This is a genomic window from Actinobacillus equuli (assembly GCF_900636745.1).
GTDB lineage: Bacteria > Pseudomonadota > Gammaproteobacteria > Enterobacterales > Pasteurellaceae > Actinobacillus > Actinobacillus equuli.
This window is the reverse complement of record NZ_LR134310.1, coordinates 1,393,915-1,411,832: the sequence shown is the minus strand read 5'-3', so window position 1 is coordinate 1,411,832 and position 17,918 is coordinate 1,393,915. Positions and strand designations below refer to the sequence as shown.

General features: G+C 41.7%; 18 protein-coding genes and 4 tRNA genes. 7 read left to right on the top strand and 15 right to left on the bottom strand.

Annotation, left to right across the window (positions count from 1 at the left end):
* The first annotated feature begins 16 nt into the window (after positions 1 to 16).
* The gene (locus EL121_RS06695; RefSeq protein ID WP_039198586.1) at positions 17 to 592 is read left to right on the top strand and encodes an NAD(P)H-dependent oxidoreductase; all 576 of its coding nucleotides are present in this window, start codon (positions 17 to 19) and stop codon (positions 590 to 592) included.
* A gap of 105 nt (positions 593 to 697) precedes the next feature.
* On the opposite strand, the gene frdD is transcribed toward EL121_RS06695, so the two are convergent.
* From frdD to frdA, 4 genes are read right to left on the bottom strand one after another with little or no spacing between them, the layout of a single operon-like run.
* Entirely contained in the window at positions 698 to 1,042 is a 345-nt protein-coding gene (gene frdD / locus EL121_RS06690; RefSeq protein ID WP_015674341.1) for a fumarate reductase subunit FrdD, read from the bottom strand.
* A gap of 13 nt (positions 1,043 to 1,055) precedes the next feature.
* Complete coding sequence (gene frdC, locus EL121_RS06685; RefSeq protein WP_039198583.1) at positions 1,056 to 1,448, bottom strand: fumarate reductase subunit FrdC; 393 nt, start codon at positions 1,446 to 1,448, stop codon at positions 1,056 to 1,058.
* An 8-nt stretch (positions 1,449 to 1,456) separates the two neighbouring features.
* Positions 1,457 to 2,191 (bottom strand): succinate dehydrogenase/fumarate reductase iron-sulfur subunit, encoded by a 735-nt coding sequence (locus EL121_RS06680; protein WP_015674339.1) that lies wholly within the window; start codon positions 2,189 to 2,191, stop codon positions 1,457 to 1,459.
* Between the two features lie 12 nt (positions 2,192 to 2,203).
* Positions 2,204 to 4,003, bottom strand: coding sequence for a fumarate reductase (quinol) flavoprotein subunit (frdA, locus tag EL121_RS06675; RefSeq protein ID WP_015674338.1), 1,800 nt, complete (start codon positions 4,001 to 4,003; stop codon positions 2,204 to 2,206).
* Between the two features lie 347 nt (positions 4,004 to 4,350).
* Here frdA and epmA point away from each other — a divergent pair, with 347 nt between their 5' ends.
* On the top strand, positions 4,351 to 5,334 hold the full coding sequence (gene epmA / locus EL121_RS06670) for an elongation factor P--(R)-beta-lysine ligase (protein ID WP_039198581.1): 984 nt from the start codon (positions 4,351 to 4,353) through the stop codon (positions 5,332 to 5,334).
* Positions 5,335 to 5,416: 82 nt separating this feature from the next.
* On the opposite strand, the gene dapF is transcribed toward epmA, so the two are convergent.
* A complete protein-coding gene (gene dapF, locus EL121_RS06665; protein ID WP_039198578.1) occupies positions 5,417 to 6,241 on the bottom strand; it encodes a diaminopimelate epimerase in 825 nt (274 codons plus the stop codon).
* Positions 6,242 to 6,419: 178 nt separating this feature from the next.
* Here dapF and EL121_RS06660 point away from each other — a divergent pair, with 178 nt between their 5' ends.
* The gene (locus EL121_RS06660; RefSeq protein ID WP_039198575.1) at positions 6,420 to 7,742 is read left to right on the top strand and encodes an anaerobic C4-dicarboxylate transporter; all 1,323 of its coding nucleotides are present in this window, start codon (positions 6,420 to 6,422) and stop codon (positions 7,740 to 7,742) included.
* A 59-nt stretch (positions 7,743 to 7,801) separates the two neighbouring features.
* Here EL121_RS06660 and EL121_RS06655 read toward each other — a convergent pair whose 3' ends face one another.
* Both EL121_RS06655 and EL121_RS06650 read right to left on the bottom strand, forming a co-directional pair.
* On the bottom strand, positions 7,802 to 8,173 hold the full coding sequence (locus tag EL121_RS06655) for a fluoride efflux transporter FluC (protein ID WP_039198573.1): 372 nt from the start codon (positions 8,171 to 8,173) through the stop codon (positions 7,802 to 7,804).
* Between the two features lie 2 nt (positions 8,174 to 8,175).
* Entirely contained in the window at positions 8,176 to 9,240 is a 1,065-nt protein-coding gene (locus EL121_RS06650; RefSeq protein ID WP_039198572.1) for an MFS transporter, read from the bottom strand.
* Between the two features lie 94 nt (positions 9,241 to 9,334).
* Between EL121_RS06650 and EL121_RS06645 the strand changes: the two genes are divergently transcribed.
* The gene (locus EL121_RS06645) at positions 9,335 to 10,444 is read left to right on the top strand and encodes an anhydro-N-acetylmuramic acid kinase (protein ID WP_039198570.1); all 1,110 of its coding nucleotides are present in this window, start codon (positions 9,335 to 9,337) and stop codon (positions 10,442 to 10,444) included.
* Positions 10,445 to 10,497: 53 nt separating this feature from the next.
* On the top strand, positions 10,498 to 11,412 hold the full coding sequence (gene murQ, locus EL121_RS06640; protein WP_039198568.1) for an N-acetylmuramic acid 6-phosphate etherase: 915 nt from the start codon (positions 10,498 to 10,500) through the stop codon (positions 11,410 to 11,412).
* A 66-nt stretch (positions 11,413 to 11,478) separates the two neighbouring features.
* Here the strand turns inward: murQ and ffh are convergent, their stop codons facing one another.
* The 8 genes from ffh to mutY form a co-directional block, all read right to left on the bottom strand.
* Entirely contained in the window at positions 11,479 to 12,876 is a 1,398-nt protein-coding gene (ffh, locus tag EL121_RS06635; protein ID WP_015674330.1) for a signal recognition particle protein, read from the bottom strand.
* A 393-nt stretch (positions 12,877 to 13,269) separates the two neighbouring features.
* A tRNA-Asn gene (locus EL121_RS06630) sits at positions 13,270 to 13,345 on the bottom strand.
* Between the two features lie 5 nt (positions 13,346 to 13,350).
* Positions 13,351 to 13,426, bottom strand: a tRNA-Phe gene (locus EL121_RS06625).
* 139 nt (positions 13,427 to 13,565) lie between these two features.
* A tRNA-Asn gene (locus EL121_RS06620) sits at positions 13,566 to 13,641 on the bottom strand.
* A gap of 5 nt (positions 13,642 to 13,646) precedes the next feature.
* Positions 13,647 to 13,722: transfer RNA gene (locus EL121_RS06615), tRNA-Phe, on the bottom strand.
* 124 nt (positions 13,723 to 13,846) lie between these two features.
* The gene (mltC, locus tag EL121_RS06610) at positions 13,847 to 14,938 is read right to left on the bottom strand and encodes a membrane-bound lytic murein transglycosylase MltC (RefSeq protein WP_039198566.1); all 1,092 of its coding nucleotides are present in this window, start codon (positions 14,936 to 14,938) and stop codon (positions 13,847 to 13,849) included.
* A 17-nt stretch (positions 14,939 to 14,955) separates the two neighbouring features.
* Positions 14,956 to 15,231 (bottom strand): oxidative damage protection protein, encoded by a 276-nt coding sequence (locus tag EL121_RS06605; protein ID WP_015674328.1) that lies wholly within the window; start codon positions 15,229 to 15,231, stop codon positions 14,956 to 14,958.
* A gap of 3 nt (positions 15,232 to 15,234) precedes the next feature.
* Entirely contained in the window at positions 15,235 to 16,380 is a 1,146-nt protein-coding gene (gene mutY, locus EL121_RS06600; RefSeq protein ID WP_039198564.1) for an A/G-specific adenine glycosylase, read from the bottom strand.
* A gap of 97 nt (positions 16,381 to 16,477) precedes the next feature.
* Here mutY and gloA2 point away from each other — a divergent pair, with 97 nt between their 5' ends.
* Together gloA2 and sfsA are read left to right on the top strand one after the other, a co-directional pair.
* Entirely contained in the window at positions 16,478 to 16,870 is a 393-nt protein-coding gene (gene gloA2, locus EL121_RS06595; RefSeq protein WP_039198562.1) for an SMU1112c/YaeR family gloxylase I-like metalloprotein, read from the top strand.
* Between the two features lie 304 nt (positions 16,871 to 17,174).
* The gene (gene sfsA / locus EL121_RS06590) at positions 17,175 to 17,888 is read left to right on the top strand and encodes a DNA/RNA nuclease SfsA (RefSeq protein WP_039198560.1); all 714 of its coding nucleotides are present in this window, start codon (positions 17,175 to 17,177) and stop codon (positions 17,886 to 17,888) included.
* Positions 17,889 to 17,918: the final 30 nt, after the last annotated feature.

Below are 17,918 nucleotides of genomic sequence, written 5' to 3'. Positions count from 1 at the left end.
TTAGCCGAGAAATACGATGAACCATCTGATTATTTATGCACATCCGAATCCGCAAAGTTTTAACCACGCGATTCTTTCGCAAGTCGTTCAAGCAAGCCAAGATCATCAAGTTATCGTACGGGATTTATATCAACTAAAGTTTGATCCGAACTTAGCTTGGCAAGAATTTCAGTCCAGTCTCACCAGCCAGTACCCGACAGAAATCCAAATCGAACACCGATATTGGCAACAAGCCGATGTCATTACCTTGATTTACCCACTGTGGTGGATGGGCTTTCCGGCAATCTTAAAAGGTTACTTAGACCGAGTGTTAAGCTATGGATTTGCTTATCAAAATGGCGAAATTGAAAGTGTCGGTTTATTGAAAGGTAAAAAAATGCAGCAATTCGTTACCTTAGGTAACCCGAATGAAAAGTATCAACAAAAAGGTTTTTTACAAGCTTTCGAACATACCATGGGCAACGGGCTATTTAACTTTTGTGGTATTGAACAAGTAAAAATGCACTACTTTGGTTGTATAGGACTAAAAGAGACCGATTATGCTGCCATATTACAAGAAGTAACGGCCAAATGCCGTGAAATTTTAAGTTAAACCAATAAACATCGTACATAACAAGCGGTCAAAATTGCTCGATTTTTTGCAAATTTCGGATCAAAAAAGCCATCCTGACGGATGGCTTTATTCACGTTATATTGATTACAGTGCGATTACTGCAAAGAACACAATCACTGAGTAGAGAGCCGATAATCCGTAGAATACCCAGCCACCCGCAGGAAAGTGAATTTTGAGGTCATGTAAACCATGGTGCACACGGTGCATACCTGCCCACATTGGGAAAATAGTTACCGCCAAAATCACTAATTTACCTAACCAAGTGTGAGCAAATGCCACGATATTATCCACCGGCACCAAACCAAGCGGTAATAACACACCTAAAATTAAGATTAAGATAGGAAAGCAAATTGCACTAATTGTACCGCCGGCACTAAACATCAACCATACAGGTGGCTCATTAGAACGTTTAGGATCTTGTTTACTCATTGCCATTCCTCCCCTAAATATAAGTAAATACTAACGCAACTAAGCTTACTACGCCGGTTACCGCCCAAAGTACATTTCTTAAAATGTTTGGGTTAACACGTTCATTATTCACAATGAAAGTAAGCACTTGCGGTGTCATCACATAAAGTGTCGCTGCATGATAAAGCAATGCGGAAATACTGATAACGTTTAAAATAAATACGATTGGGTTTTGTAAGAAACTAATAAAGTTTTCTAAACCTTCCCCACCGAGACTAATTACACCATAAAGCAATACAAGGCAGAACCATACGGTTGCTAAACAGGTTGCTTCACGTACCATGTACATTTTGTAGAAACCGAGTTTTGTCCACCAGTTCGCTTTCATTTCGCGTACATACGCTTTACGTTTAGTTGCTGTTGTCATATTGCCCCCTAGCCTTTTGGTTTAAGCATTGAAATTACGTAATCTTTCGCACTTTCTAATTTACCTTGGTTAATTGCAGAAGCAGGACCTACATGTTTCGGACATACTTCTGAACAATAACCGACGAAAGTACAACTCCACACCCCGTTTTTAGAGCTTAAGAGTTTCATACGTTGCTCACGACCGTTATCACGGTTATCCAAGTTATAACGGTGAGCAAGGGTAATCGCTGCCGGACCGATAAACTCAGGGTTTAAACCAAATTGCGGACAAGCTGCATAGCATAGACCACAGTTAATACACATTGAGAATTGACGATATTTCTCTAATTGTGCCGGTGTTTGTTTAGTACGCTGACCTTCCGGTGCTTTATTATCGATAACATAAGGTTTGATTGCTTCGATGCTATCAATAAAGTGGCTTAAATCTACCACTAAGTCACGCTCAATCGGGAAGTTTGCAAGCGGTTCGATTCGCATAAAGCCGCTGTAATCACGTAAGAATGTTTTACATGCTAATTTCGGTTTACCGTTTACCATCATACCGCACGAGCCGCAGATCGCCATACGGCAAGACCAACGATAAGAAAGCTCAGGCTCAAGTTCGTCTTTAATATAACCGAGTGCATCTAATAATGAAGTTTGGCTGTCGAACGGCACTTCATATTTGTCTAAATGTGGTTCGCTATCTGTTTCCGGATTGTAGCGAAGCACTTCGATGGTCATTTTGTTTAAATTTGCCATATTATCGCTCTCCTATTTTTGTGCCTGTTCTGCTGCTTTTTTCGCTTTTTCTTGCGCTTCTGCTTCCGCACCATATACACGTTTTGCAGGTTGTGATTTAGTAATTTTCACATCTGAATATTTAATGGTTGGCGTGCCGTCTGCGTTGTAGAATGCTTGGGTGTGTTTTAAGTAATTCACATCGTCACGTTCGGTATAGTCTAAACGTTGGTGTGCACCACGAGATTCTTTACGTTCAACAGCCGAGCAAGCGATTGATTGCGCCACATCTAAAATGAAGCCTAATTCGATTTTGTAAAGTAAATCGGTGTTAAACACGCTTGATTTATCTTTTACGCTGATATTTTTGTAACGCTCTCTTAACTCATGGATTTTGTTTACCGCACCTTCCATACTTTCTTGTGTACGGTAGATACCACAACCTTCTTCCATTGCGTCACCCATTTGGTTACGAATATCCGCCCAAGATTCATTACCTTCTTGACGAGCTAAAGCGTGTAAGCGTGCAACGACATCCTGTGCTTGCGCATCAATTTGCGCTTGGTTACGAGGTGTTGCTTCTTGTGCACGGCGAGCCGCATTTTCACCGGCTACTTTACCGAATACCACTAATTCCGCCAGAGAGTTAGAACCTAAACGGTTTGCACCGTGTAAGCCTGAAGACGCACATTCACCTACTGCGAATAAACCTTTAATTGAAGTTTCTGCATTCATATCCACTTCAATACCACCCATGGTGTAGTGAACTACCGGGCGAACTGGGATTGGTGAAGTTACCGGATCTACACCTTCATAAGCACGCGCTAATTCGCAGATAAACGGTAAACGTTCGGTTAAGTGTTTTTCACCTAAATGACGTAAGTCTAAGTGAACAACATCAACACCTTTGTCAGTTTTTAAAGTGTTACCTTTTTTCCATTCTTGCCAGAATGCTTGTGAAACTTTATCACGCGGACCAAGTTCCATATATTTGTTTTCCGGTTTGCCGATTGGTGTTTCAGGACCTAGACCGTAATCTTGTAAGTAACGGTAACCGTCTTTATTCACTAAGATACCGCCTTCACCACGGCAGCCTTCGGTCATTAAGATACCGGTATTCGGTAAACCGGTCGGGTGATATTGAACGAATTCCATATCACGTAATGCCACACCGTGACGATACGCCATTGATAAACCGTCACCGGTTACGATACCACCGTTAGTATTGAAACGATAAGTACGGCAACCACCACCTGTTGCGATAACGACTGCATTTGCATTGATTTGAACAAGCGTACCTTCCATCATATTCATCGCTACACAACCGCGAGCTTCACCGTTGTCGGTCAGAATATCTAAGACGAAATGTTCGTCAAAACGTACGATGTTAGGATATTTGATTGAAGTTTGGAATAGTGTATGTAATAAGTGGAAACCGGTTTTGTCCGCCGCAAACCAAGTACGTTCGATTTTCATACCACCGAAACGACGTACGTTTACTTCACCGTCCGGACGACGAGACCAAGGACAACCCCAACGTTCTAATTGCGTCATTTCAATCGGTGAATGCTCAACAAAATATTCTACGATATCTTGTTCACATAACCAGTCACCGCCGCCAACGGTATCATTAAAGTGGTTATCGAAAGAGTCTGTATCTTTAATTACCGCCGCTGAGCCGCCTTCTGCCGCCACAGTATGGCTACGCATCGGGTAAACTTTTGAAATTAAAGCAATTTTAAGATTTGGATTTGCTTCCGCTGCTGCGATCGCTGCACGTAAACCGCCACCGCCAGCACCGATAATTGCGACATCAAAATTAACACTTTGCATAATGCACTCCAAAATAATAGATAAATTAATCAATATAACTTGCTCGCATTGTGCCACTAATTTTTACACAATATAAGTTTATTTTGCGTTTTCACGGCACAAAAAATATGTTTTGTGATCTACCTCAAAAAAGGTACAAAACCTTTGTGCTGTATTGATAATTACTCGTAATTACAGATAAGAATCTGTCGCATTAAGCGGTTAAATTTAGCTAAAATTTTACCAAGGATATAACAAAATTTTTAGGGAAAAACCCTTGAGAATTCTCCTCTAAACGGAAATTAAACTTCACAAACTGAAATAAATACCGCTACAATCTCTCTTTTTAACGTTCGATAATCCCTGCAATGAATGAATTAATTTTAGAAAATATTGAATGGAAACCGACCGCGTCCATCCAAAACCTAATCAAACGCAGCCAAATAATGGCGGAAATTCGCCAGTTTTTTAAAGATCGCGGCGTATTAGAAGTGGAAACACCCGCACTAAGTGAGTTTTCCGTAACAGATGTGCATCTTTCTACTTTCAGCACTCAATTTCTTTCACCCTTTGCCAGCGAAGCGAAAACGCTGCATCTGATGACAAGCCCCGAATACCATATGAAACGCCTATTGGCGGCGGGTAGCGGTTCAATTTTCCAATTGTGCCGCGTGTTTCGTAATGAAGAAGCCGGCAAGCGTCATAATCCGGAATTTACCATGTTGGAATGGTATCGCCCGCATTTTGATATGTATCGTTTAATCAATGAAGTGGACGATTTACTCCAGCAAATTCTGGATTGTGAACCGGCGGAATCTTATAGCTATCAGTTCGTGTTCCAAACCTATGTCGGTTTAGATCCGCTTTCGGCAACTCGCGCACAATTAGTTGAAAAAGCCCGTAAGCACGGCTTCCCATGTGAAGATGACGAGAATCGAGATACTTTGTTGCAATTTCTATTCAGTGAAATTGTGGAAGCGAATATCGGTAAAGAACGCCCGACTGCGGTCTATCATTTCCCGTCGTCGCAAGCGGCACTGGCTCAAATCAGTTCGGAAGATCACCGTGTTGCGGAACGTTTTGAGGTTTATTACAAAGGCTTAGAATTGGCAAACGGCTTCCATGAGCTAAGTGATGCGAAAGAACAAATGCGCCGCTTCGAACAAGATAACGTACAACGTGCACAAATGGGCTTACCGGCTCAGCAGTTAGACACTCGTTTTCTTGCCGCATTAAAAGCGGGGATTCCAAATTGTTCCGGTGTCGCATTAGGAGTGGATCGTTTGATGATGATTGCAATGAATGCCGAGAAAATTGATGAAGTAATGGCGTTTGGTGTAGAAAACGCTTAGGGACGATTAGCCATAAATAACAAGCGGTCAAATTCTTGCAAAATTTTGCAGAAATTTGACCGCTTACTTTTGGCTAAAAGGCTTAGAGTTTAATAAAGCCGTCATAAATATGGGTAGCATCACCGGTCATATATAACGGATGACCGACACCTTCCCACTCGATTTGGAGTGAACCACCGGGTAAGTCGACTTGTACATTACTATCCAACAAGCCTTGCATAATCCCTACTGCAACCGCACCACAAGCACCGCTACCGCACGCCTGAGTTTCGCCGGCACCACGCTCAAATACTCGTAATTTAATATGATTGCGATTCACTACTTGCATAAAGCCGATATTCGCACGCTCAGGAAAGCGTTCATGATTCTCCAACAAAGGTCCTAATTCATTTACCGGTGCTGTCTTAATATCTTCAACTTGTAACACACAATGCGGATTGCCCATTGAAACCACGCCGCATAACACCGTTTGCAAATCCGTTCTTAGAATATAATTTTTTTCAAATTTATTTGCCGTAAACGGAACCTGTGCCGGTTCCCAAATCGGTTCACCCATATTCACACGAACTTTTTCTTCACCTTTTAAAGTTAATACCATTTTGCCTTTGGCAGTACTCACGTGAATATCTTGTTTATTGGTTAAACCTTTTAGCGTGACAAAACGGGCAAAGCAGCGCGCACCATTACCGCATTGTGCAACTTCACTACCGTCCGCATTAAAAATACGGTAATGGAAATCTAAATCCGGGTCGTAAGGCGGCTCTACAAGCAATAATTGGTCGAAGCCAACGCCGGTATGACGATTAGCTAATTTTCGGATCACATCCTCGGTAAGATAGACATTTTGCGTTACACCATCAATCACCATAAAGTCATTGCCAAGCCCGTGCATTTTTGAAAATTGCATATTATTTCCTATCATAAAAAAATTTAATTATTGATTCTTATAGCGATTAGTTTTATTTATTGCTATATTAAGCACCCTTTTCAAAGAGTTTAATTCTGCTTTGAGAAGGCTTATCTCTAAGGACTATTTCCTCAAGTATGAGGATTTTTTTACTGAATTACAATGGAGTAATCAAATTATGTCTGCAATGTTTCTTTTGCAATTTGCCATAGTTTTACTATGCATTTTGATTGGTGCCCGTGTCGGTGGTATCGGTTTAGGGGTATTTGGCGGGTTAGGCTTAGCGATCCTTTCTTTCGTGTTTGGTTTAAAACCAGCTGGCTTACCGATTGACGTAATGTTTATGATCATGGCGGTAGTTGCAGCCGCAGCGGCAATGCAAGCGGCCGGCGGTTTAGACTATATGATCAAACTGGCGACAAACATTTTACGTCGTAATCCAAAATATATTACTTTTATCGCACCGCTTGTTACTTGGACATTCACCGTGTTAGCGGGTACAGGTCACGTAGCGTATTCAGTATTACCTGTTATCGCTGAAGTTAGCCGCCATAACGGTATTCGTCCGGAGCGCCCTCTCTCAATGGCAGTAATCGCTTCACAATTTGCGATCGTAGCAAGCCCGATTGCGGCGGCAGTCGTTGCAGTAGTAGCATTTTTAGAGCCGCAAGGCATTACTTTAGGTGATGTATTAATGGTAACCGTGCCGGCAACTTTACTTGGCTTAATGCTTGCTTGCGTATTTGTGAATAAAATGGGTAAAGAGTTAAAAGACGACCCTCATTACCAAAAATTATTACAAGATCCTGATTACGTAAAAGAAAATCACACTTCTGTCGATCCTGCCAATATCCAAATCAAATCAACGGCGAAAACTTCTGTAGGTTTATTCTTATTCGGTGCATTATTAGTTGTATTAATGGGTGCGGTACCGTCACTTCGTCCTGTGTTTGACGGCAAACCGATGGGTATGGCGCATACGATTGAAATCGTAATGCTTTCTGTCGGTGCATTAATTATCCTATTCTGCAAACCGGATGGTGATGAAATCACTAAAGGTTCGATTTTCCATGCCGGTATGCGTGCGGTTATCGCAATTTTCGGTATCGCATGGTTAGGTGATACGTTAATGCAAGGTCATATGACTGAAGTAAAAGGCATGGTTCAAGGCTTAGTAGAAACCGCACCATGGGCATTTGCTTTCGCATTATTTGTTTTATCGGTATTAGTAAACAGCCAAGGTGCAACTGTGGCAACACTCTTCCCGCTTGCGATTGCAATCGGCATTCCAGCACCGGTATTAATCGGGGTATTTGTTGCGGTAAACGGTTATTTCTTTATTCCGAACTACGGTCCGATTATCGCCTCAATTGACTTCGATACAACCGGTACAACAAGAATTGGTAAATACATCTTTAACCACAGCTTTATGTTACCAGGCTTATTAAGTATGATTTTTAGCATTGGCTTCGGTCTTTTATTAGCAAATATTTTTCTTTAATTAGCTAACGAAAAATGCCCTCCAACTTTAAGTCGTGAGGGCATTTTTTTGCAAAAAATTTAGTAATTTTGACCGCTTGTAAAAAGGCGTACTAGCAAGATTCCTATCACTGTACACAAAATCCCCCCGACCAAATGCAAACCGATAATACCGAAGGCTTGGTAATATTTCTCCGCCAGTAACTTTTCACTCACTTCTAACGAAAAGCTCGAGAAGGTGGTGAAACTGCCTAGAAAACCGGTAATAAATAATAACTTCTGCCCGTCATTCAAATGCATTCCGATCACGATTCCAATTAAGAAGCAACCGAGCAAATTGGCTAACAATGTCCCAAAGGCAAACTGGCTGAGAAAACCGTTAAACCACACGCCTAATTGCCAGCGAGAAATTGCACCTAATACCGCACCGAGAGAAATCCAAAGAATAGTCATAGCTACACCAAAAACAAATGAGGAATTAAATTCATCACCACTACCGTCGCAATCGAAAGCAGCAGACGTGATGCACCGAAAATGAAGCCTCGATTGGTACCGTTATCAAATTTTACTAACAAATTCGCCATTGCCGTCAGCGCATACACCTCAATCACGGTAAAAATCACCAAATAGACATAAGCGCTAAACAGCGAAATATAATGCAAGGTAATAAACCACGGCACAATGATACCAATCGCTAACAGCGGTGCAACCCAAACGGTTTGCTTCGCAGTGAGATTAATTTTGCGCGAGAAATAACTTTGTAGCGATACCGTCATCAAGCCGTTCACAAATAATGCGATTGGGCTATGTTCCGGCGCAGCTAATTTGTTATCAAATAAAAACGGAAAAATGACAAAAAATGAAGTGGCAATTGATAGCGGAATAAACAACATCAAATGCACAAATAAAAATTCTTTGGTGATAATTTCTCGAATTTGCCCGAAACGGAATTTCACCAAACTTTGTAACGTTTGAATCTGATAAAACGGCTTGACCATCAGCGCAAATAGCACCGCCTCCATCGCAAAACAAACCCAAATTAATAACTCGATTTGCTCAAATTTAATAAACGGAATCACCAGTAACGGCGCAAACATCGAAGACATACTGGTCACTTTCAGATACTTGCCCTGCAAACGGGTTTTCTCGCTATATTCATCGCCCGCCAAAGCCAGTAAACACGCCTTTGCATTGGTACCGAACAAACAGCTCCCCAGCCCGAAGCAAGTAGTGGCTAGCAATAATAGTCCGTAATTATCCGCTGAGAGAAAGAAAATATAAGCCAATACGTCCAGCAAACAGCCTAGTAACATCATTTTAGCCAAGCCGTAACGGTCGCCCCAGATGCCGGCTAAAATCGCCAACGCTTGATTACAAAAGAATAATAAAGACAACGAAAAAGCGATTTCGCTATTGCTTAAGCCTTTTTTCTGTAAATAGATAAAAAACACGGTTTGCATTGAGAAAAATGCAAGAGTGGAGAAAAATCGTCGAATCAATAAAAGTTTTTGAAGGTTCATAAATAGATAAATTTGTAAAAATCAGCCGAGATCTTACCGCTTTTGTGGCGGATATTCGATATAATTCAACAAATTTTCCTTTCCTTTCATTTTTATGACTAAAAACCTCTACCTCGGCGTGATGTCCGGCACCAGCCTTGACGGCGTTGATTTATGCGTGATGGATTTTGCAAAAAATCCGCCAAAATTGACCGCTTGCGGCTTTACTCCTATGCCGGAAGATTTACGTACCGATTTATCGCAATTACTCAAAAACGGCGAAACTTCGTTACAAAAATTAGGTGAAATCGATCACCGTTTAGGCTTGCTGTATGCCAAAAGTATCAACTGCTTTTTAGCCGAGCACCAATTAAGCGCCAGTGATATTCAAGCGATCGGTTGTCATGGACAAACCGTATGGCATTCTCCAAACGGCAAAGTCCCGTTTACCATGCAAATCGGTGATATGAATCTGGTTGCCGCTCATACCGGCATTACCACTATTGCGGATTTTCGCCGTAAAGATATGGCGGTCGGAGGACAAGGCGCACCGCTGGTTCCCGCTTTTCACGAAGGGATTTTTGCCTCGCCGGAACGCTTAACCGTGGTGCTAAATATCGGTGGTATTTCCAATATTTCGGTACTTGCGCCGCAGCAACCGACCATTGGCTATGATGTCAGTGTCGGTAATGCACTGATGGATTCTTGGATAGAATTGCACCAAGCCAAACGCTACGACAAAAATGCCGAATGGGCAAAAACCGGAACACTGATTCCGGAATTACTCGACAGTTTACTTGATGAGCCTTTTTTCAAATTACCTGCCCCGAAAAGCACCGGACGAGAATTATTTAACCTTGAATGGCTTGCAAAAAAATCGGCAAATTTAACCGCTTATCGTCCTGAAGATGTACAACGTACACTGGCGGAATTTACCGCACAAAGTGTAGTAAATGAGTTAAAAAATTTAGAAAGTGAAAAGCAATGCTTATTACTTATATGTGGTGGTGGCGCACGTAACCCATTGTTAATGCAGCGTTTTAGTGAATTACTACCGAAATGGACGGTCACAACCACTAGCGAATATGGATTGGATATTGATTATGTCGAAGCAGCTGCTTTTGCCTGGCTGGCTTATCAACGAGTGCATAATTTAACGAGCAACTTACCAAGTGTAACCGGAGCAAAACAGCCGGTGAGTTTAGGGGTGATTTATCCTAAGTAATCACTTCCTCACTTGTATAAAACACCAAAAGTAAAAGGTGGTTGGAGATAAAAATGTCAGAAAAAAATTTATTAACGGCGTTGTCAAAAATGATTACCGAACAACGCAATCCTCACTCAATGAATATCGATCAGCTCTCTGCACTTGAGCTAGTGAAAGTGATCAATCAAGAGGATAAACAAGTCCCACTTGCGGTGGAAAAATGTTTAGCGCAAATTGCTCAAGCAGTCGAAAAAATCGTACAAGCATTCCAAAATGGCGGACGTTTAGTGTATATCGGTGCCGGCACGAGTGGGCGCTTAGGCGTATTAGACGCTTCGGAATGTCCACCGACTTACGGCGTTCCACCGGAAATGGTGGTCGGCATTATTGCCGGCGGTGAACGGGCGTTACGCCACCCGATTGAAGGAGCGGAAGATAATACGGAACGAGGCAAAGCCGATTTACAAGCGGTCAATTTTTCACAAAAAGATATATTGGTCGGCATTGCAGCAAGCGGACGTACTCCTTATGTGATTGGAGCGTTAGAATATGCCAAATCTTTGGGTGCGACTACCGTTTCGATTGCCAGCAACCCGAATTCAGCGATGGCACAAATTGCAGAGATTACGATTGATACGGTTGTAGGGCCGGAAGTGCTAACCGGTTCAAGCCGTATGAAATCCGGCACGGCACAAAAGCTGGTGTTGAATATGCTGACCACCGCATCAATGGTGATGATCGGCAAATGCTATTCCAATTTAATGGTTGATGTGCAGGCAAGCAACGAAAAACTCAAAGCCCGTGCGATTAAAATCGTAATGGAAGCCACCGAATGTGATCGAACGGTTGCTGAAAATGCGCTAAAAATTGCCGAAAATAACGCAAAATTAGCCATTATGATGATACTGAGTGATTCGGATAAAACTACTGCCGAACAATTACTTTCTGTGCATCACGGAAAGTTGCATCAAGCACTCGCCAAATAAGGCATAAAAAAGCGGTCGGATTTTGCAAATTTTCTACAAAATCCGACCGCTTGGATCGTCAGCTAATTAGCGTTTACCGCCAAACATTCCGCCTAAGCCACCGAGGCCGCCTAAACCGCCTCCGCCCATTAAGCCTTTCATGCCGCGCATCATTTTCGCCATACCGCCTTTACGCATTTTCTTCATCATACGCTGCATTTCATCGAATTGCTTGAGCAATTTGTTCACGTCTTGCACCTGTGTACCGGAACCTAACGCAATACGACGACGACGAGAACCTTTAATAATATCCGGATTCGCACGCTCTTTCAGCGTCATTGAGTTGATGATCGCTTCCATTTTCACGAACATTTTATCATCCACCTGATTTTTTACGTGATCAGGTAAATTCTTTGCACCGGGCAGTTTATCCAGCATCGACATCATACCGCCCATTTTTTTCATCTCGATGAGCTGTTCACGGAAATCTTCAAGGGTGAAGTCATCACCTTTCTTGAATTTCTGTGCCATTTTCTCGGCTTTTTCTTGGTCAACCGAACGCTGTAAATCTTCAATTAACGATAACACATCGCCCATACCAAGAATACGCGAAGCGACACGATCCGGATGGAACGGTTCTAACGCATCGGTTTTCTCACCCACACCGAGGAATTTAATCGGTTTGCCGGTGATTTGACGAATAGATAACGCCGCACCACCACGTGCATCACCATCTACTTTGGTTAAGATTACACCGGTAAGCGGTAATGCTTCATTGAAAGCTTTCGCCGTATTCGCCGCATCTTGACCGGTCATCGCATCCACGGTGAAAAGTGTTTCAATCGGATTTAATACGCTGTGGATTTGCTGGATTTCTTCCATCATCTCACCGTCAACGTGTAAACGACCTGCGGTATCCACAATTAAAACATCAAAGAAATTCAGTTTTGCGTGTTTTAAGGCAAGTTCCGCGATTTCAACCGGTTTTTGGCTTGTCTCTGTCGGGAAGAAATCGACTTTTAACGCTTCCGCTAAGGTTTGAAGCTGTTTAATCGCCGCCGGACGATAAACGTCGGCAGAAACCACTAATACTTTCTTCTTGTGGCGCTCTTTAAGGAATTTTGCTAATTTACCGACCGAAGTGGTTTTACCCGCCCCCTGTAAACCCGCCATTAAAATTACTGCCGGCGGTTGGGTCGCAAGATTTAACTCCTCATTCGCCTCACCCATCGCTTTCTCAAGCTCGCTTTGTACGATCTTAAGAAACTCCTGACCCGGCGTTAAACTTTTATTTACCTCTTCACCAATCGCACGCTCTTTCACTTTATTAATGAATTCACGCACAACCGGTAACGCTACATCGGCTTCTAATAACGCCATACGTACTTCACGCAGCGTATCTTTAATATTATCTTCAGTTAAACGACCTTTACCGGTAATGTTACGCAAGGTTTTCGATAGTCTGTCAGATAGGTTTTCAAACATAATTTTCTCTTTGCAAAATTTTTCTAAAATCAGACCGCTTTTCTTTTTAAGTTTTAAGCCCAAGAGAGCTTCAGCGGAAAATTATTTTCATTATACAAAAAATCCACCTTTATGACAGGATAAAAGGTGGATTTTCAGGTATAAAAAATGCGACACCACTCGTATTAAAAGTGATGTCGCAAAATTGACGATATTCGAGGAATCATTTTTATTGTTTCGCTAATAATACTCTGTCTCACACTTTTTTGCGAAGGGAAATTTCAAGTTTTTTTCAAAAATTGGAGAGAGATCACAAAATTTCAGCAACACACTTCATTTATATACAAATAAGTTTTTAAATGCTGAAAAAAGCGAAACCCTGACAGTTTTAATAACTATCAGGGTTCCTGAATATGGCTCCTCCTGCGGGACTCGAACCTGCGACATATGGATTAACAGTCCACCGTTCTACCGACTGAACTAAGGAGGAATAGATGGTGCCTCGAGGCGGAATCGAACCACCGACACGGGGATTTTCAATCCCCTGCTCTACCGACTGAGCTATCGAGGCATCTCGTTGATTGCGAGGGTCTATTATGCAATTATTTTAACTCAGCGTCAAGCTCTCCAAGATAACTTTTTGAAAAGCTAGCAAAAGCAAATTGCTAATAAAGTGAAGCCCTAATGAAAATCATCAGGGCTTCGAAATATGGCTCCTCCTGCGGGACTCGAACCTGCGACATATGGATTAACAGTCCACCGTTCTACCGACTGAACTAAGGAGGAATAGATGGTGCCTCGAGGCGGAATCGAACCACCGACACGGGGATTTTCAATCCCCTGCTCTACCGACTGAGCTATCGAGGCAACGTCTTGTTGCGGGGTGCATTATGCTGATTTCACCCTGCTTCGTCAAACACTTTTTTTAAAAATTTAAAAAACTCGGTTCAAACGTGCTTTTTTTGTACTTTTTGCTTTAAAAAACAACAGATTATCTAACGTGTAAATACTTTTCTCGCGCTTTTGTTACTTTTTTCAAATAATTTCGTGCTTGGCTTGACGGATGTGCCGTTGTCAAAATACGATAAACCGCATCCGGAGATAAATCATTAATACGATCAATCGCATCATATTTATCATAATCAAATACTTTAAGCACTGCTCCCGCACCGCTGTTATAAGCGGAGATCATTGCATAACGTTTTGCAACCGGGTTTGTAATACCGTCTAAATACTCATCTCGTAAAATGGTTAAGTATAACGTCCCCGAATCAATATTTTGTTCCGGATTATACAAATAAGCGCGATCCGGCTGACCACCAAATCCCTTACGAGCAAAAATATCACGTCCGGCAGTACGAGGCACGACCTGCATCAAACCGATCGCATTCGCATAACTTACCGCATACGGGTTGAATGCCGATTCAACTTCCATAATACCTAAAATAAGGCTTGGTTCGATACCGTAACGCTTCGCCATTTTACGTACCAACGGTAAATATTGACGCGCACGAACTTCAATATGTCCCGCCACCATTTTAATCGCCACGTAAGTTACTGTTCTACCGTTTTGAAGACGGCGAGTTTGTAATTTATTTTGAATTAAATAAGTCGCAAAATCATTAGCGATCGCAATATTATTAATATCACGCCCAAATTGATCGTTCACCTGACCGGCAAGGAACGGATTATTACTAATCGGCGCATCGCCCGAAGCAAATAAGTCAATCCCCTTCGGGTCTGATCCCATTAATAAGGTGTGCACAATACTGTTACGTAAGTGATTTTGGTCACCTAAGGTTTCAATCGTAATCTGACCGTCTTCGAATGAAATATGGCTACGTGTATAGAACTGGTCCGTATATTTTACGTAGTCTTTTTTACTCGCGACTAAAAGTTCATTACTTCCCCAAATATCATCGATATTATGCGAGAATTGTCCGGTTAAAATATCTAAACCGTTAGTGTCTTTGGTGTAATCAACTTTCGTTTTAGTTCTTTTCACTTTTTTGGTACTGCTACCACAAGCGGCTAAGAACGGGATTACCAACAACAACGGTAAATACTTAGTATATTTTTTCATTAAAAATCAATGCCTTATTACTTCTGTTCGACAGGAACATAACCATCAATCTGAACCTCTTTGCCTTCAAACAAGAAATTTACCATTTCTGTTTCCAGCAATTTACGGTGTTCCGGGTTCATCATGCTTAACTTTTTCTCATTCACGAGCATAGTTTGTTTTTTAATCCATTCCGACCACGCTTGTTTACTAATAGAATCAAAAATACGCTTACCCAATTCGCCTGGATATAATTGAAAATCTAAGCCTTCGGCTTCTTGTTTTAAATACTCACAAAATACAATACGAGCCATTTTTTATTCCTTATTAGTGCTAGTTAGCGTTAAACTGAGTTCATCCAAAATACGTTTTACGGGCGTTGCCAAACCTACTTCGCTCGGTAATTGTAAATCATACCAATAATTAGCGGTTGAAGATACTGAAAGGCGATAATTTCCGCAATTTTCTTGTACGACAAGCGGTTGATTTTTAGCATTTTTTTGTAAATCCAGATCTACCAAAATCGGGGTAATATCTAAATGAAAATGGCTGAATGTGTGGCGAAATGCGATTAATTGCTGAGAAATTTGCAAATTCTGTTCAGAAAGCGACCGCTTAAGCTCATCCATATCTTCAAATTGCGGAAATACGTATAATCCGCCCCAAAGCCCTTTTGCTTCACGCTGTTCCAATAAAATCTTGCTGCCCGATTTGATAATCAAAAAATAAGCTTGACGTTCCGGCAAAACTTTTTTCGGTTTTTTCGCCGGAAATTTATCCCATGCTTCAAGCCGATTCGCTTCGCATAAATTCGCTAACGGACATAACGAACATTTCGGTTTGCTGCGGGTACATACCATTGCACCGAGATCCATCATCGCCTGATTAAAATCGGCAACTTGACGATTCGGCGTAACACTTGCAGTTAATTGCCACAATTTATTTTCTACGCATTTTTCACCACTCCAACCTTCCACCGCAAATGCACGAGAAAGCACCCGTTTTACATTACCGTCTAAAATCGGATGCGGTGCATTTAACACGGACGATAAAATCGCACCCGCCGTACTGCGCCCAACACCTGAAAGCGCCAAAACATTATCAAAATCGGTCGGAAATTCACCACCGAATTGATCTCGAATTTGCTGTGCCGCTTTATGCAAATTTCTGGCACGCGCGTAATAACCTAAACCGGTCCACAAATGCAAAACTTCATCAATATGTGCATCAGCTAAGTCCGTTACCGTTGGAAAACGTTCAATAAAACGTTCAAAATACGGAATAACTGTTACAACCTGCGTTTGTTGTAACATCACTTCCGACAACCAAACACCATATAAGGTTTTATTTTGTTGCCAAGGTAAATGTTTACGCCCATACTGTGCGAACCAAGTTAACACTGCTTTGGCAAACGGGTGATTCGGGTCAGATTCTGCTAAAGGGAACTGCAATTTTGTTTTCACTCGAAACCTTTTCATATCGAAATAATACCAAGCCGTGCATCATAACCTAAGCGGTCATATTTAACAGTTTTTTTGCAAAACTTTTACAAGGAAATCTATGCTAACACCCATTCTCGGCTTTCATCATGTGGCGATTATTGCCGGTGATTATGCCAAATCCAAACATTTTTATACGCAAATTCTCGGTGCGGAAATTATTGAAGAAACTTACCGTGCGGCACGTGAAAGCTATAAACTCGATCTTCGTTTTGCCGACGGCTCGCAAATTGAATTATTTAGTTTTCCGAATCCGCCACAACGCCCAAATAGCCCTGAAGCCTGCGGCTTGCGCCATTTAGCGTTTCGTGTGAAAGATGTGCAACAAGCGGTCGAATTTTTAGCAAAAAGTGCGGTGGAATGTGAACCGATTCGAATTGATGACTTGACCGGTAAACGCTTCACTTTCTTTAAAGATCCGGACGGTTTACCGTTAGAATTTTATGAAATTTAAGGGTTGAAAATTTAATCAACTCGACTTATAGTAAGAACACGGCAAGCGAATACCTGCCGTGTAGTTGGTGCTTAAGTTATTATAAAGCTGGTGGGCTAACAAGTAATAACACTAAGCAGATAATTAATATTCAACGGATGTTCATATCTCATTCTCCTTTATCAGATTTTAAACAAAGCTGATCGAGATTAAGTTATTACCTGAGGACCAGTCAGGTAATAACAACCTGACCAACCGTTAATCAGTTTGACACAAAAACCGCTTTGCAAAAAGCGGTTTTTTTCTTTATAAATCAAAGACTATTATGCAATTTCCTTCTCTTTCTTGCGGCATATTAATCAAACGCTATAAACGTTTTTTAGCCGATATTCTGCTGCCCAACGGCGAGCAAATTACCCTACATTGTCCGAATACCGGTGCAATGACCGGCTGTGCCACTACAGGCGATACCGTTTGGTTTTCCACCTCTGATAATCCGAAACGCAAATATGCCCACACTTGGGAACTGACTCAAACCCAAGCGGGCAATTTTATTTGCGTGAATACCCAACGAGCTAATCAACTTGTGCAAGAAGCATTAGAAAAGCGCTGGATTACAGAACTTACCGATTACCAAACCATCTTACCCGAACAAAAATACGGCACGGAAAACAGCCGCATTGATTTTCTGCTAAAAGCGGATAATCGGCCCGACTGTTTTGTAGAAGTAAAATCCACCACCTTACTCACCGAAAACGGTTTGGGTATGTTTCCTGATGCCAAAACAGAACGAGGACAAAAACACTTGCGAGAACTGGCTGCCATTGCCGAATCAGGACAACAAGCGGTCATATTTTTCGCAATTTTGCACACCGGTATCCAACGTTTTTCCGTGGCAAAACAGATTGATCCGCAATATGCCGCCTTATTTGAACAAGCGAAAAATGTTGGGGTAAAAGTATTAGCGTATAAAGCCCAAATAGAATTAGTACTCGGCAAGCCAATATCAATGAATTTGCAATTTTCCTGTGAAATCTGACCGCTTATCCTTGAAAAAGGCAAATTTTCC

Coding starts and splice junctions, on each gene's coding strand:
- murQ (WP_039198568.1), top strand. CDS start 10,498: ATGTCAGAAAAAAATTTATTAACGGCGTTGTCAAAAATGATTACCGAA.
- EL121_RS06655 (WP_039198573.1), bottom strand. CDS start 8,173: ATGACTATTCTTTGGATTTCTCTCGGTGCGGTATTAGGTGCAATTTCT.
- gloA2 (WP_039198562.1), top strand. CDS start 16,478: ATGCTAACACCCATTCTCGGCTTTCATCATGTGGCGATTATTGCCGGT.
- EL121_RS06680 (WP_015674339.1), bottom strand. CDS start 2,191: ATGGCAAATTTAAACAAAATGACCATCGAAGTGCTTCGCTACAATCCG.
- sfsA (WP_039198560.1), top strand. CDS start 17,175: ATGCAATTTCCTTCTCTTTCTTGCGGCATATTAATCAAACGCTATAAA.
- ffh (WP_015674330.1), bottom strand. CDS start 12,876: ATGTTTGAAAACCTATCTGACAGACTATCGAAAACCTTGCGTAACATT.
- EL121_RS06695 (WP_039198586.1), top strand. CDS start 17: ATGAACCATCTGATTATTTATGCACATCCGAATCCGCAAAGTTTTAAC.
- epmA (WP_039198581.1), top strand. CDS start 4,351: ATGAATGAATTAATTTTAGAAAATATTGAATGGAAACCGACCGCGTCC.
- frdD (WP_015674341.1), bottom strand. CDS start 1,042: ATGAGTAAACAAGATCCTAAACGTTCTAATGAGCCACCTGTATGGTTG.
- EL121_RS06660 (WP_039198575.1), top strand. CDS start 6,420: ATGTCTGCAATGTTTCTTTTGCAATTTGCCATAGTTTTACTATGCATT.
- EL121_RS06650 (WP_039198572.1), bottom strand. CDS start 9,240: ATGAACCTTCAAAAACTTTTATTGATTCGACGATTTTTCTCCACTCTT.
- EL121_RS06605 (WP_015674328.1), bottom strand. CDS start 15,231: ATGGCTCGTATTGTATTTTGTGAGTATTTAAAACAAGAAGCCGAAGGC.
- frdC (WP_039198583.1), bottom strand. CDS start 1,448: ATGACAACAGCAACTAAACGTAAAGCGTATGTACGCGAAATGAAAGCG.
- dapF (WP_039198578.1), bottom strand. CDS start 6,241: ATGCAATTTTCAAAAATGCACGGGCTTGGCAATGACTTTATGGTGATT.
- frdA (WP_015674338.1), bottom strand. CDS start 4,003: ATGCAAAGTGTTAATTTTGATGTCGCAATTATCGGTGCTGGCGGTGGC.
- mltC (WP_039198566.1), bottom strand. CDS start 14,938: ATGAAAAAATATACTAAGTATTTACCGTTGTTGTTGGTAATCCCGTTC.
- EL121_RS06645 (WP_039198570.1), top strand. CDS start 9,335: ATGACTAAAAACCTCTACCTCGGCGTGATGTCCGGCACCAGCCTTGAC.